General features: G+C 71.5%; 10 protein-coding genes and 1 pseudogene. 8 read left to right on the top strand and 3 right to left on the bottom strand.

The window, feature by feature from the left end; all coding sequences use genetic code 11:
- Nucleotide 1 precedes the first annotated feature (1 nt).
- A complete protein-coding gene (locus ACFVXA_RS06730; RefSeq protein ID WP_390024042.1) occupies nt 2-1,045 on the bottom strand; it encodes an SMP-30/gluconolactonase/LRE family protein in 1,044 nt (347 codons plus the stop codon).
- A 124-nt stretch (nt 1,046-1,169) separates the two neighbouring features.
- Between ACFVXA_RS06730 and ACFVXA_RS06725 the strand changes: the two genes are divergently transcribed.
- Nucleotides 1,170-1,616: a MarR family transcriptional regulator gene (locus tag ACFVXA_RS06725; RefSeq protein WP_362029417.1), complete on the top strand. Its 447-nt coding sequence runs from the start codon at nt 1,170-1,172 to the stop codon at nt 1,614-1,616.
- 102 nt (nt 1,617-1,718) lie between these two features.
- On the opposite strand, the pseudogene ACFVXA_RS06720 reads toward ACFVXA_RS06725, so the two are convergent.
- Both ACFVXA_RS06720 and ACFVXA_RS06715 read right to left on the bottom strand, forming a co-directional pair.
- Nucleotides 1,719-4,329 (bottom strand): annotated as a pseudogene (locus ACFVXA_RS06720) (glycosyl hydrolase family 65 protein).
- A 334-nt stretch (nt 4,330-4,663) separates the two neighbouring features.
- On the bottom strand, nt 4,664-5,770 hold the full coding sequence (locus ACFVXA_RS06715) for a pyridoxal-phosphate dependent enzyme (RefSeq protein ID WP_390024040.1): 1,107 nt from the start codon (nt 5,768-5,770) through the stop codon (nt 4,664-4,666).
- A gap of 250 nt (nt 5,771-6,020) precedes the next feature.
- On the opposite strand from ACFVXA_RS06715, the gene ACFVXA_RS06710 reads away from it, so the two are divergent.
- The 7 genes from ACFVXA_RS06710 (at nt 6,021) to ACFVXA_RS06680 (ending at nt 14,748) form a co-directional block, all read left to right on the top strand.
- Nucleotides 6,021-7,610, top strand: coding sequence for a S8 family serine peptidase (locus tag ACFVXA_RS06710; protein ID WP_390024038.1), 1,590 nt, complete (start codon nt 6,021-6,023; stop codon nt 7,608-7,610).
- Nucleotides 7,611-7,964: 354 nt separating this feature from the next.
- Complete coding sequence (locus tag ACFVXA_RS06705; RefSeq protein WP_390024036.1) at nt 7,965-9,224, top strand: DUF4190 domain-containing protein; 1,260 nt, start codon at nt 7,965-7,967, stop codon at nt 9,222-9,224.
- Nucleotides 9,225-9,371: 147 nt separating this feature from the next.
- On the top strand, nt 9,372-10,124 hold the full coding sequence (locus ACFVXA_RS06700) for a GntR family transcriptional regulator (protein WP_362029429.1): 753 nt from the start codon (nt 9,372-9,374) through the stop codon (nt 10,122-10,124).
- Between the two features lie 288 nt (nt 10,125-10,412).
- A complete protein-coding gene (locus tag ACFVXA_RS06695; protein ID WP_362029432.1) occupies nt 10,413-10,595 on the top strand; it encodes an SPOR domain-containing protein in 183 nt (60 codons plus the stop codon).
- Nucleotides 10,596-10,773: 178 nt separating this feature from the next.
- The gene (locus ACFVXA_RS06690; RefSeq protein WP_362029436.1) at nt 10,774-11,175 is read left to right on the top strand and encodes a (deoxy)nucleoside triphosphate pyrophosphohydrolase; all 402 of its coding nucleotides are present in this window, start codon (nt 10,774-10,776) and stop codon (nt 11,173-11,175) included.
- Between the two features lie 255 nt (nt 11,176-11,430).
- Nucleotides 11,431-11,862 (top strand): ATP-binding protein, encoded by a 432-nt coding sequence (locus ACFVXA_RS06685; RefSeq protein ID WP_362029439.1) that lies wholly within the window; start codon nt 11,431-11,433, stop codon nt 11,860-11,862.
- A 234-nt stretch (nt 11,863-12,096) separates the two neighbouring features.
- On the top strand, nt 12,097-14,748 hold the full coding sequence (locus ACFVXA_RS06680) for a SpoIIE family protein phosphatase (protein ID WP_390024034.1): 2,652 nt from the start codon (nt 12,097-12,099) through the stop codon (nt 14,746-14,748).
- Nucleotides 14,749-14,801: the final 53 nt, after the last annotated feature.

Below are 14,801 nucleotides of genomic sequence, written 5' to 3'. Positions count from 1 at the left end.
GTCAGATCCCGTGCACCCACGCCACCGTGAACGGCGTCTCGGGGGTCCCGGGCCCCATCGGGCCGCCCTTGTCGAACTGGGAGCGGACGACGAGGGTCCGGCCGTTCCGGCGGACGAGTGTGGTCGGGATCTGGAGTGCCGCGTCCGTGACGCTCTTCTCCAGACGGGCCGCGGTGCCGTTTGCCGACAGGCGCCAACGGGTGACGGTGTTGGTCCCGTTGAGGGCGGCCCACAGCCTGCCGCCGACCAGCTCCAGACCGTCGCCGTTCACCAAGTCACCGCCGGACAGCGCGACTTGGCGTATGTCACCGGTCGCGAGGTCCACCCGGTAGAGGGCGCCCGCGGTCATGTCGACGGTGAGCAGGTAACCGTCCTGGGCGGCGATGCCGTTCAGGGTGTACGCACCGGACGGGTGCGGGGCCACGACGCCGCTCAGGTCGTAGGCGGTGGTGAGCGTGGCGCGACCACCTCGGGCCGCCGCCAGCTGCGCGGGTGTCACCCGGTAGACGACCTCCCGCACACTGTCCGTCAGATACACGGTGCCGTCCGCCCTGACCGCCAGGTCGTTGACGAAGCGCGGCGCGTCCCCGGGGACGTCGAAGCGGGCCAGCAGGGCGCGCGTGCGCAGGTCGTAGACGTCGACCCCGGACGTCGAGTCGGTCACCCAGAGGCGGCCGGCCCTGTCGACCTTCAGACCGTTGGCGGTGCTCCGGCCGTCCGCGCCCGCGGGCAGGAAGACCTCGGCCGTACGGCGGCCGGGTGTCGCCCGGTAGACGGCGCCGGTGGTGTACGAGCCCACGTACAGGTCGCCCGTGCGCGGGTCCGCCGCGATGCCCTCGGGGTAGGCGCGGTCGTCAGGGAGCTCAAAGGCGGTGGAGACAGCGGTGGAGGCAGCTGTGGAGGTAGCTGCGGAGACTGCGGTGGAGGTAGCTGCGGCGGAGGCGCGGGGTGCGGCGGTTGCGGGTGGTGCGCCCGCGGCGGTCGCCGCGACGGCCAGGGCGGCGGCGCCGGTCAGAAAGGTGCGGCGCTGGATCGAACGGGACACGACGGTGCCTCTCGGTCGGCTTCTCATCGGCATGTTCTCTTCGACGTGCAACGTGTACGAATCTAAGTTAGAGCTCTAATCCTCGTCAATGTATTTACGTTCCCTGCGCGGCTACCATGCGCAGATGACGTCCATGCCCGTGTCCGAGCGCCTCGGCTCCCACCTCAAGCGGGCCGAGCAGGCTCTCAACGCGACCAAGACCGCGGTCCTCAGACCGGCGGGCGTGACCGTCGCTCAGTACTCCGCACTGCTCCACCTCAGCGCCAACCCCGGCATCTCGGCCGCCGCCCTCGCCCGGCTCTGCGTGGTCACGCCCCCGACCATGAACACGGTCCTGAAGAACCTCCAGGACCGCGGTCTCATCGAGCGCACCCCCCACGAGTGGCACAAGAACGTCCTGGAGACCCGGCTGACCGCCGAGGGCCGGGCCGTCATGGCCGACGCCGACGCCCGTGCGGTACGGGTCGAGCGCGCCCTCGCCGCCGAGTTCACGGACGAGGAGCGCACGGCACTGGTCGGACTGCTCGGCCGATGTGTGGCGCTCCTCGAAAAGGAACGCCCTCAGACCTGATCGCTCCTCGAACGGGACCACCCTGAGGCCCGATCGCCCCTCGAAAAGGGCTGTCGTCCCCGGGCCCGATCGCTCTTCGAAGTGGGCCGGCCCAGGGCCTGATCAGCGCCGTACGTCGAGTTCGGTGAGGGCCGCCGCTCCCACGACGCCGACGCGTACGAACCGGGCCGCCGCGCCGTTGGGCGCATGCCAGTCACGCCGGTCCGTCGAGACCTCGACCGTGGCCGACACCGGCCGTGTCGTCCACGTCGGCGCGACCGTTCCGACCCGCCCTCCGGCCCAGGTCGACCGTCAGGGAGGCGCGCTCGCTCGTAGGTGACCAGGCCGTCGCGCGGTTGCCGTCCACGGCGGCCTCCGGGTAGAGGCCAGGCTCCGACGAGGTGGCGGTCACCGCCCGGCAGCGGGCGAGGTCGGCGGTCGGGGTCAGGTCGGGGCGCCGGGTCCTGAGGGTGGCGGTGTCGGTGAGCATGACACGCCCCGCGGGGGTCTCCAGGGCGAAGGGGGCGCCGGATCGCAGGTGGACGGTGGTGGTCGTGGGCCCGATGTGGAGGTCGTACGTCCGTCCGCGCCACCGGAGCCCGGACAACCGTACGCCGCCGTCCGCCAGTTGGGGCGGCAGCAGGGGGTCGAGGTGCAGGGCGTCCTCGCGGAGCCGCAGACCCGTCAGACCGTGGGTGAAGATCTGCAGGAAGCCGCCCTTGCCGGTGAGGAAGTCCTGGGCGGGGGAACCCGCGAGGGCGTCGCCCGCGCCAGCCTTGTCGCCGCGGGCCTCCGAGAAGAGGGCGAACGGGCCCCGGGAGAAGGGCCGGTAGGCGCGCTGCAGGAAGGTGTACGTGGCGCAGCCCGGCTCGCCGATCGCGGCCGCGTCGATCGCGTGCACGGAGTCGGTCATGGCCGGGCCGTCCGGATCGGTGCGCCCGGTGTAGTACTCGAGGGTCGCGGAGGCGGCGCCGGTGGGCATCGGCCACTCCAGGGGGTAGATCAGCAGGACCGCGTCCGCCTGCTTGATCAGGGGCCCGCCGTAGCCCGCGTACTGGAGGAAGAGCTTGCGCTTCGGGTCGTAGGGCATGCGCAACCTGCCCGCGACGGCCGCCCAGTGGGGGTCGGCGGGGGCGCCCAGGACCACCGCGGCACGGGTCGCCGCGCGCAGGGCGGTCGCCGCGGCCCCGTTGGTGTACACCCCGTCGTCGACGCCGTTGCTGTACTCGTCCGGGCCGGCGACCCCCTTGATGGAGTACGTACCGTCGGGATTCTTCGTCACCCGCGAAATCCAGTACTCCGCGAGGCCGTTGAGGAGCGGCCGGCCGTGCGTGCGGAGCCAGTCCCGGTCCCCGGTGGCGAGGTAGTACTGCCAGGCGGCGAGGGCGATGTCGCCCTGGAGGTGGTTCTGGGTGAGACAGTGCGGCGGGTTCCAGCTCTGGCACTCGGTCCACAGCCGGCCGAGGCTCGCGCTCGTCCAGGGGTAGAAGAGGCCCTGGACGGCGGTCATGCGGGCGTTGTCGGCCGCCGCCGCCCGGGTGCGGAAGCGGTATTCGACGACTGGGCGGGCGAGTTCGGGGCGGGTGGCGAGCAGCGACGGGAACATCCACGTCTCGGCGTCCCAGAAGACCATGCCCCCGTAGTTGTCGCTGGTCAGACCGGCGGGCGCGACGCTGTCACGGGCGCCGGGCCGGAGGGCGGTCAGCAGCCCGTACTGCGCCGAACGCGCCCACAACTGGATGTCAGGACGCCCCGGCACCTCGATGTCCGCGCTCCACAGCGCGCGCCAGGCCGCGGTGTGCGCCGCCATGAGCGCCTGCCAGCCGCGCTCCGCTGCGCGCAGGGAGGCCGTACGGGCGGCCTTGCGGGGGTCGGGTGCGGTGAGAGCGGTGTCGATGCCGACGTACTTGGTGACGTCGTAGCCACGTCCGGCGCGCACCTGGAAGGCCGACGACTGACGGGCACTCAGTGTGTCGCTCGGGTGGGCGTCTCGGGGTGTCCCGGGCGCGTCCAGGGTGGAGGCCAGCGCGCCGTCCACCTTCGTGCCGTCCGTGCGGAACGCCACGCCCACCGTGCGGTCGCCGACGCGGCCCGCGTCCGTCTGTGTGACCCGGCGGGCGCCCCGGCCGTCGATGCGGTCGGTGACGGTGAGTTCGCCGTCCCAGTGCGGGGTCAGACGCAGGCGTACGGCACCGGTGTGCGGGGTGTCCCGGGAGGCGAGGACGTCGTACGTCAGGTCGGTGCGGCGGCCGTCGGCGGTCGTCCAGGTCAGGGTGGTGCGGACGTCACCGCAGCGCAGGGAGAGGGTCTGGCGGTAGTGGGAGATCCGGCTGCGGCTGCCGTACGTCTCGTCGCCGACCCGGATGTCGAGGCTTGTCCACGTCGGCAGCGCGGCGAGGGCCTCGCGGCCGGCCGTGTTCTCCGGGCCCCGGGCGTAGAGGCCCGACACGAAGGCGCCGTCGTAGCGGGGTGTGTAGAGCGGCCAGCCCGTCTTCTCGCCGGGGGCCGCGTAGCCCGCGCCGGTGGGTGGGACTCGGGTGCCGACGTAGCCGTTGCCGACGTAGGGGTGGTACGTCCCCGTGGCGTCGATCCTGGTCGCGGTGGGCGACCAGGTGGGATCGCCGTCGCCGCAGCCCGGGGGCCCGGACGCGGCGACCGCCGGGGCGACGGGGAGGAGCAAGGCGGCGGTGAGGAGCAGGGCGGCGGTGAGGAGCAGGGCGGAGGCGAGGAGCAGGGCGGAGGCGAGGATGGGGGCGGCGCTGCGGAGGCGGGCGGCGCTGCGGAGGCGGGCGGCACCGCGGAGGCGGGCCGCACCGCGGAGGGGGGCGTCGCTGCGGAGGCGGGCGGCGCTGCGGAGGCGGGCGATCACGATGCGATCGTGCGACGGCGCTCCGGCGGAGACGGGTACGCGCGCCGGTGCGGGTGCTGAGTTTCTTCGCGCCCGCCGCTCCCGCCCCCGCCCTCCACCGCTCCCGCCCTCCGCAGCGCCGCCCCCCTCCTCGCCTCCGCCGCTCCCGCCCTCCCCAGCCGCTCCCGCCCTCCTCCGCCGCTTCCGCCCTCCTCCGTCCCTACCCCCGCGCCAGCCCCGTCTTCACGCCCGCCCCGCACAACGGCACCACCCCCGACCGCTCCCCGAGCGCGCCCTCCCGAACAGCCGCCCAGCAAGCCACTCCCGTCGACTCCACATACAACCCCTGTGAGGCCAAGTCGGCCTGCGCGTGCCGGATCTGGTCCTCTGTCACCGTCAGAAAGGTGCCCCCGGAATCCCGTACCGCCCGCAGAATCTGCCGCGCCCGCGCCGGCCGGGGGATCGCGATGCCCTCGGCGAAGGTGGGCGCCATGGGCGTGACGCCGACGAGGTCGTCCGCGCCCTCGGACCAGGCGTGGGCCAGCGGAGCCACCGCGGCCGACTGGACGGCGTACAGGGCGGGGCGGCGATCGATGAAGCCGGCGGAGTGCAGTTCGGCGACGGCGAGGGCGGCGCCGAGCAGCAGCGTGCCGTTGCCGACGGGGACGACCAGGACGTCGGGGAGGCGTCCGCCCAGGTCCTCCCAGAGTTCGTGGACGTAGGTCTTCGTGCCGTGCAGGAAGTACGGGTTGAGGACGTGCGAGGCGTAGAAGACACCTTCCTCGTCCGCGGCCTCGCGCGCCGCCCGCGCCGCCGCCTCACGGTCGCCCTCGACCACCCGCAGCCGCGCCCCGTGCGCCTCGATCTGCTCCAGCTTCTTCGGCGACGTGCCCTCGGGGACGTACACCGTGCAGGGCAGCGCGGCGCGTGCGCAGTACGCGGCGATCGCCGTCCCCGCGTTGCCGCTGCTGTCCGCGAGCACCTGCCGGGGCTTCAGCCGCAGCGCCAGCTCGGCCAGCAGCACCGCCCCGCGGTCCTTGAACGACAGCGTCGGCATCAGGAAGTCGAGCTTCGCCGCGATGCCGTCGCGGAGCGGGACCAGCGGGGTGCGGCCTTCTCCCAGGCTGATGGTCGGGGCCGCCAACGGCAGGCACTCGGCGTACCGCCACAGCGAATTCACCCGTCCGGCGAGGGACTTGAGGGTGGCGGGCGTCGGTGCGAAGTCCAGATCGAGCGGGCCGCGGCAGACCGGACAGCACCAGGCGAGCGAGCCGGCCGGGACGCGGGTGCCGTCCACGGGGCAGAAACAATCCGGCAAGGGTGTCATGTGCGCAGGTTAAAGGTGCCGGTTGGTGACGTTGCGTCATGGCTGGCGGATGGCACCCGTGTTACGGCCTCGCAGGGCCCTTGTGCAATTCCTTTGGAGGCCTCAATCTTTCGGCTGACGCACAGGATTCTCACAGCCGAGTGGCGGGCGAACGGCTCGCACCCGGCCGCTGGACAGGAACCTGTCCGTCGATCTCTCGGTTCGTGCACCATCCCCACCAGCGCACCACCGAATGAGAAGGATCCCTCAGATGGCAGAGATACCTGCTGTCCGTCCTGCCCGCCATGCCCGGCGAAGACTGGCCGGCACAGCCACGGCGGCCCTCGTCCTCGGCGTCGTCTCCGCGCTCCCCGCCGGCGCCGCGAGTGCCGCGCCCCAGCGTGTGGGCCACATCCAGTACGCCGGCGCGTCCAACGCGGTCGCGAACAGCTACATCGTGACTCTCGACGCGCATGTCGCGAAGTCCACGTCCGCCAAGGGCAAGGCCCTGGCCAAGGAGTACGGCGCCACGATCGCGCGTACGTACAAGAAGGCCCTCAACGGTTACGCGATCGAGGCCACGGCGGCCGAGGCGAAACGGTTCGCCGCGGACCCCGCCGTCACCTCCGTCGTCCAGAACCGCACCTTCCACATCGACGCGACCCAGACCAACCCGCCCTCCTGGGGCCTGGACCGCATCGACCAGAAGAGCCTGCCCCTGGACAGCAAGTACACCTACCCGGACTCGGCCGGGCAGGGCGTGACCGCGTACATCGTCGACACCGGCGTACGCATCACGCACAGCGACTTCGGCGGCCGTGCCTCGTACGGCTATGACGCCGTCGACAACGACAACACCGCGCAGGACGGCAACGGCCACGGCACGCATGTGGCGGGCACGGTGGCCGGCAACGCGTACGGCGTCGCCAAGAAGGCCAAGATCGTCGCTGTCCGGGTGCTCAACAACTCGGGCTCGGGCACGACCGCCCAGGTCGTCGCGGGCATCGACTGGGTGACCCAGAACCACAGCGGGCCGTCCGTCGCCAACATGTCGCTCGGCGGCGGTGCGGACAGCGCCCTCGACACGGCCGTCCGCAACGCCATCGCCTCCGGCGTCACCTTCGCGGTCGCGGCCGGCAACGACAACGCGAACGCCTCCAACTACTCGCCCGCCCGTGTCAGCGAGGCCATCACGGTCGGCGCGACCACCAGCAGCGACGCCCGCGCCAGCTACTCCAACTACGGGTCCGTCCTGGACATCTTCGCCCCGGGCTCCTCGATCACGTCTTCGTGGAACACCAGCGACACAGCCACCAACACCATCTCCGGTACGTCGATGGCGACGCCGCACGTGACGGGCGCGGCGGCGGTCTATCTCGCCGACCACCCCGGCTCCACGCCCGCACAGGTCGCCTCGGGCCTGGTCGCCGCGGCCTCGACCGGAGTCGTCACCAGCCCCGGCACCGGCTCGCCTAACCGCCTGCTCCAGGTCGGCGCCGGCACGGTGACTCCGCCCGGACCGCGCTTCGAGAACACCACGGACTACGCGATCAACGACAACTCCACGGTCGAGTCGCCGGTCACCGTGAGCGGGGTCTCGGGGAACGCGCCGTCGTCACTCAGTGTGCCTGTGAACATCGTTCACACGTATATCGGTGATCTGCAGGTGCAACTGATCGCCCCCGACGGGTCGGCGTACACGCTGAAGTCGTACGGCACCGGCGGAAGCACCGACAACATCAACACCACGTACACCGTGAACGCCTCCTCCGAGGCCGCCAACGGCACCTGGAAGCTCCGCGTGAGCGACAACGCGGCGCTCGACACCGGGAAGATCGACTCCTGGGCGCTCCAGTTCTGACCGAGGGTCAGTAGCCCGTCTTCTCCTCGCGGTACGGCTCCGGGTCCGTGACCCGGCCGGCCGCGAGGACAAGACGCGCGACGCGGCCACGGACGCCACGGACACCACGGACACCACGGACGTCACGGACGCCACGGACGTCACGTCCATCCGACGAGCCGTCAGGCCGTCGACCCTCGGCCCTCGGCCGTCCGAATCACCGGGTTCATGACCCGCTCTCCCGAGATCTCGGCTCCGCTCGATCTCGATCAGGGGGGACCCTCATCGCGCCCCGCCGTGGGGCGCTTACGATGCGCGCAGCCTCATGGCAGTCGCACGTAGGTTCTCCCTCCCTGGACTAGGAGCAAGGTACTCGTGGCCATACCCCCGCCGCCCGGGCCCCAGCAGCCCGAGGGCCAGTACCCGCCTCCAGGGTCGCCGCCGGGGACGCCGGGGTTGCCGCCGCCCGGGATCCCGGGGATTCCGGGGACGCAGCCGGGCGCGTACCCGTTCCAGCAGACCCCCTATCCGGGGCCGTACCAGCCCTGGGGCCAGGGCTACTCCCCGTACAACCGCCCGGCGCCCGTCAACGGGTTCGCGATCTCCGCGCTCGTGCTCGGGATCCTCTGTTTTCTGCCCGCCGTGGGCCTGGTGCTCGGGATCGTCGCGCTCGCGCAGATCAAGAGGCGCGGCGAGCGGGGCAAGGGGATGGCGGTGGGCGGCATGGTCATGTCGTCGATCGGCATCGTGCTGCTCGCGGTCATGGTCGCCACCGGCGGTGCCCGCGACTTCTGGGACGGTTTCCGGGACGCGGCGAACGACTCGGGCGGCGGGGGCGCCACCTTCTCGCTCAAGAAGGGCGAGTGCTTCGACGCACCGGGCGGCGCCCTGGAGGGCATGGCGTACGACGTCGACAAGGTGTCGTGCGAGGGCAGGCACGACGCCGAGGTGTTCGCGGACTTCAAGATGAGGGGCGGAGGTTACCCGGGGGACAGCGCGATCACCGACGCCGCCGACACCAAGTGCTACGCGCTCCAGGACACCTACGCGATGGACGCCTGGGCCGTCCCGGGCAATGTCGACGTGTACTACTTCACGCCGACCCGGCAGAGCTGGCGCCTCGGCGACCGAGAGATCACCTGCATGTTCGGGAACACCGACGAGAAGGGCAGCCTGACGGGTTCGCTGCGCAAGGACGAGACCACGCTCGGAGCGGACCAGCTCGCCTATCTGCGGGCGGCGCGGATCATCAACAGGGCGATGGGCTCGGCGCCCGACGCGGATTACGTCGAGGACGATCTGGCCGGCCACAAGAAGTGGGCGACCAGGATGTCGGACGCGCTCACGTCGCAGGCGGCCGTGCTGCGCGGCCACGCGTTCGACCCCGCTGTCCGCCGGCGGGTCGATGTCCTGGTCAAGGACATCGACCTGTCCCGGAAGGAGTGGGTGAAGGCGGCGGTCGCGTCGGACGCGGACACCTTCTATACCCACTACGAGAAGGGCATGAAGCTGATCGATCCCAAGAAGACGGTCACCACCCGCAAGGCTCTGGGTCTCGCCGTCACCCCGCCGTCGTCCGACGGGAACGACGGCGGACAGGAATCCGGAGGAGGCGACACCGGTATCGAGGTGTGACGGCGGCTATAGCGGGGAGAAAGTGCCTGCGTAAAGCCTTGGGGGGCCGCAAGTCATCACATCGAGTGATTCTTTGGCCTTTGCTTGCATGGCACAACCCACGGTTGCCACGCTGTTGCTGTCTGTACAACCTGATGGGAGCGGCCAGTGACTTTCGGTGAGCAGCCGGCGTACCTGCGCGTCGCGGGTGATCTCCGCAAGAAGATCGTCGACGGTTCGCTGCCACCGCACACCCGCCTCCCCTCACAGGCCCGCATCCGCCAGGAGTACGGCGTCTCGGACACGGTCGCCCTGGAGGCCCGAAAGGTGCTGATGGCGGAGGGGCTCGTCGAGGGCCGCTCCGGGTCGGGCACGTATGTACGGGAGCGGCCGGTGCCGCGCCGGGTGGCCCGTTCCGGGTATCGCCCGGACAGCGGCGCGACCCCGTTCCGTCAGGAGCAGGCCGACGCGTCCGCGCGTGGCACCTGGGAGTCCCACAGCCGGCAGGTCGAGGCGAGCGGCGCGATCGCCGAACGCCTGTCCCTGCGCCCCGGCGACCGCGTGATGTGCACGCAGTACGTCTACCGGGACGGTGGCGAGGCGATGATGCTCTCCACCTCCTGGGAGCCCCTCGCCGTCACCGGCCGTACGCCGGTCATGCTCCCCGAGGAGGGCCCGCTCGGCGGCATGGGCGTCGTCGAGCGCATGGCGGCCATCGACGTGATCGTGGACAACGTCACCGAGGAGGTGGGCGCGCGACCGGGCCTCGCCGAGGAACTCCTCGCGCTGGGCGGCGTCCCCGGCCATGTCGTCGTCGTCATCCAGCGCACCTTCTACGCGTCGGGGCGGCCGGTCGAGACGGCCGACGTCGTCGTGCCGGCGGACCGGTACCGGATCGCGTATCACCTGCCGGTGAAGTAGCGGGCCCCGAAGCCCGGTTGGAATCTGGCCGTTCTCAAGTCCCCTGTCCGCGCCGGACTTCGCGCTGCTTGCGGGGCGCACGGAGGGCGGTCGACAGCGCGTTCGACGGCGTGGGGAGCCTCCGGTCCTGGCTGGTTGCGCACCCCTTTGCGTACCTCTTGCGTACCTCTTTGTGAAAAGCCGTATTCGCTGCGTGAAGGTTAGGCGTAGGCTCGGGCATATGCGGATTGCGGTTTCCTTAGAGAGCGCGGTACGACGGGGGCCCGGGGCGGGAAGTGGAGGGGCGGGATGAACGACGGCACGATCACTCTTCCCTGGCTCGTCATACGGCAGGACGACAACGGCAATCGCTACCGCGTGGGCAGGTACGCCACCCGGGCCGAGGCGCAGAAGATCGCGGACAGCCTCGACGACCGCGGGCACAAGCAGCTCTACTGGGTCGAGCGGATCGCGCAGAACGGAACCAGGTGATCGGGCGCACGGGGGCCCGGTGACGCGCTGACATCAGGGCAGGCGGGGGCCCGGTGACGCGCTGACATCAGGGCGGGCGGGGGCCCGGTGACGCGCTGACATCCGGACAGGCGGAGGCCCGATGCCGGGCTGTCGGCCGTCCGAGGTGGTCCCGCAGCGGTCCCGTAGGCTCCGGCGCATGACGGAACGGATCGTGGTGGTCGGAGCCGCCCTGATGAGCGACGGCCGGCTGCTCGCCGCCCGCCGCAGCGCGCCTCCCGAGCTGGCCGGGCGCTGGGAGCTCCCGGGCGGCAAGGTCGAACCGGGCGAGACTCCTGAGCACGCCCTCGTACGAGAGCTGCGTGAGGAACTCGGCGTCGAGGCGGAGCCGCTGGAGCGGGTCCCCGGTGAATGGCCCTTGAAGCGGGGGTATGTGCTGCGGGTGTGGACCGCCCGGCTGATCTCCGGGGAGCCGCAGCCCCTGGAGGACCACGACGAACTGCGCTGGCTGACCCCTGGTGAGGTCTGGGACGTGGACTGGCTGGACCAGGACGTACCGGCGGTGAAGGGCGCGCTGCTGAGGCTGGACGCGGGGGCGTAGGGCCCCGCTCCAGGAGGTCCCGCCCGCGAACGTGTCCGGGAGGGGGGAGCCCTCGGGGCGTGAGGAAGCCTTGCGGGGCGCAGGGAAAGCCTTGTGGGTGTGGCGAAGCGCTGCGGGGCGCAGGGAAGCCCTGCGAGGTGGAGGGGTGCGCCGGGTTCGGGGGGTGCGTACGCCGTTCGTGCCACAGTGCGCCATCGTGAGCGGTAAGGCGCCCCGGATATCGGGTATGTGCCCATTAACCCCCCGAAACCGGGCATGGGTGGGTTCCTGGTCTGGGAAGTGATCGGCTTGATCGACACCGAAGGCGACTGCGCCGAGTGGACTTTTCCCGCGGAGCCAGGTGCCGTCCGTACTGCCCGCGCCGTCGTCCGGGGACAGCTGCGCAGCTGGGAGTTGGATTCCCTCGGTGACATCGCCGCGCTGCTGGTCAGCGAGCTGGTGACGAACTCCCTGCGGCACGCCACCGGCCCCATCGGCGTACGGCTGGTACGTCCCGTCAGGCTGTCGGGCGCCCTGCTGGTGGAGGTCTCCGACCCGCTGCCGGACCCGCCCCGCGAACGCGCCCCCGACGCCGACGCCGAAAGCGGGCGTGGACTCCAGCTGGTGGCCAGCTCGTCCAGACGCTGGGGCACACGCCCCGGAGACACCGGAAAGACGGTCTGGTTCGAGCTGGCGGTGCCGGGTTGAGGTACCGCACGCATTAACCGATTGGTTCAGGCCACTGGCGGCAGCCGAACTCTTTGGTTCGACGGGGTGCCACCTGGTTAGAAGACTGGAAGTATGTCGCGGCCGGTCCAAAAACCATCGGGACCGTGCTGTGATCGTGAACACCGTGTTGTGCGGCGCCGTAGTGCTGGATACTGCGGGCAGCCGCCCCCGGTGACCGGTGCCGGACGCGGTGAGCTGGAGGGGACGGTTCGCGTGAGCGAGATACCAGCGAAGGGCGCGGAGTCCGAGGACCCGTCGGACGGCGCGAGGGCTGAGGCCCTGGGCGAGTCCGCCGTGGGCGGGGCGACGGGCGGCATCGCCGACGGCATGGCCGGTGAGGCGGCGGGCGACGCGATGTGGCAGAGCAGTCCGCCCGGTTCGATCTACGACTACATCAAGGTCGCCTCGTTCTCCATCGGCGCCGACGGGCTCGTCGACCAGTGGAGTCTGCGGGCCGAGCAGCTCTTCGGCATCTCCTCCGAGCGTGCTGTCGGCATGGACCCCATCGAGGCGTTCGTCGCCCCCGACCGGCGTGAGTTCGGGCAGCGCAAGATGGCGGAGATCCTGGACGGCCGGGAGTGGACCGGTGTGGTTCCCTTCCGGATGCCCGCGCCCGAGGAGGGCGGCGAGGGCGGTGAGGGCGGGGAAGGCACCGAGGGGCTCGCCGAGGTCTATGTGATGCCCACCACCACGGAGGACGGCGAGCGGGCCGCCGTATGCATCGTCGTGGACGTCCGCACACTGCGCCGGATCGAGACGGACCTCGCCGCCTCGCAGGCGATTTTCGGTCAATCTCCGTTCGGCTTCCTGCTGATCGACACGGAACTGCGGGTCCGCCGCGCCAACCAGCGGTTCGCCTCGACATTCGGCGGCAGCGTCGAGGACCACCGGGGCAAGGGCGTCCACGACTATCTGCCGCGTGCGGAGGCCGAGCGGGTCTCGGCGACGCTGCGGCGCGTCCTGGAAACCGGCGACTCCATCACGGACATGCACGTCACGGGCCATGCGCCCGGCTCCGACGAGCGTCGCCACTGGTCCATCAACCTCTACCGCGTGCACAGCGGAAGCGGCCGCCCCATCGGCATCGCGTGGCTCGGAACCGACATCACGGCCCGCCGCGCCGCCGCCCGCGAGGCCGCCGCCGCGCGGCGCAATCTCGCCCTTCTGAACGAGGCAGGGGCCCGTATCGGCAACTCCCTCGACCTGGAGACCACCGCCCGCGAACTCCTCGACGTCGTCGTCCCCGGCTTCTGCGATCTGGCGACGGTGGACCTGTACCAGGGCCTGCTGGCCGGCGACGAGACCCCGCCGGGCCTGGCCGACGGCAGCGCCGAGCTCCGCCGCGTCGCGTTCGCCAGCGCCGTCTCCGACGCGCCCTTCGTCGGCGGACCGGCACCGGTCGCCGTGGGCGCGGTCCACCACTACCCCTTCAACTCGCCCTGCGCGGACGCCCTGCGCACCGCCCGCCCCCAGCACATCCCCGCCGAAGAGGGTGGCCTCATACAGTCCACCCTCGCGGTCCCGATGGTCGCCCACGACACCGTCGTCGGGCTCGCCCAGTTCTCCCGTACGAAGGGCAGCGAGCCGTTCGGGGAACGCGACCGGGCGCTCGCGGTGGAGCTGGCCGCGCGCGCCGCAGTCTGTATCGACAACGCGCGCCTGTACCGCCGAGAGCACGAGCGCGCGCTGATCCTGCAGCGGTCCCTGCTGCCGCCGGGCGACCCGGAGGCCTCCGGCCTGGACATCGCCTGCCGCTACCTCCCCGGAAACGCCGCCACCGAGGTCGGCGGCGACTGGTTCGACGTCATCGAACTGCCCGGCCACCGCACGGCGTTGGTGGTGGGGGACGTGATGGGGCGTGGCCTGCGCGCCGCGGTGGCGATGGGGGAACTCCGCACGGCCGTACGGACCTTGGCGCTCCTGGACCTGGAACCGGCCGAAGTCCTCTCCGCCCTGGACGAGATCGCGCGCGGCCTCGGCACACCCGGCGGGGTCCAGCAGGCCACCCGCACGGCCCGCCAGCCCCGCGACGCCGACCTCTCCGAGGTGTACCTCGCGACCTGCGTGTACGCCGTCTACGACTCCGTGACGCGCCGGTGCACCTTCGCCAACGCGGGCCATCTGCCGCCCGTGCTGGTCGAGCCCGGCGAGAGCGCGCTGATGCTCGACGTGCCGCCCGGGATGCCGCTCGGGGTGGGCGGCGAGCCCTTCGAGGAGGTGGAGGTCGAACTACCCGAAGGTGCGCTGTTGGCGCTCTACACGGATGGACTGGTCGAATCGCGCGACCATCCCCTCGACGAGGGCCTGCAGGCCTTCGTCGGCGCCCTCACGGACCCCTCCAGCCCGCTGGAGGACGTCTGCGACCACGTCCTGAGCACCCTCGACACCCACCACGGCGAGGACGACATCGCGCTGCTGATGGCACGAGTCCAGGGGCTGCCCGCGGAATCCGTCGGCGACTGGACGCTGCCGCGGGAGCCGCGCAGCGTGGGACGTGCCCGCGAATACGCCCGTACGCAGCTGGTGTCCTGGGGACTTGGACCCCTCGTCGACACGGCCGAGCTCCTGGTCAGCGAGCTGGTGACCAATGCGCTGCGGTACGGGGAGGGCGAGATCAGGCTGCGGCTGCTGCTTGACCGGACGCTTGTGTGCGAGGTGTGGGACGCGGGGCTCGTCCAGCCGCGGCGGCGTCGTGCCCGTGACACGGACGAGGGCGGCCGGGGGTTGCAGCTCGTCGGGCTGCTGTCCGCGGCCTGGGGGTCGCGCCGGACCCCCCGGGGGAAGACGGTCTGGTTCGAACTCCCGCTGCCGGACGGGGAGACGGGCCTGACGGACCCGGCGGAGGCTTTGCTGAGTCTCTTCTGAGGGTGAGCCTGTTCTGAGGGTGAGTCTGTTCTGAAGGTGAGTCTGTTCTGAAG

Origin of the sequence: Streptomyces sp. NPDC058246, from assembly GCF_042881985.1 — a bacterium.
Taxonomy (GTDB): Bacteria; Actinomycetota; Actinomycetes; order Streptomycetales; family Streptomycetaceae; genus Streptomyces.
Note: the sequence above shows the minus strand (reverse complement) of the source record. Positions and strands in the feature narration are given on the sequence as shown.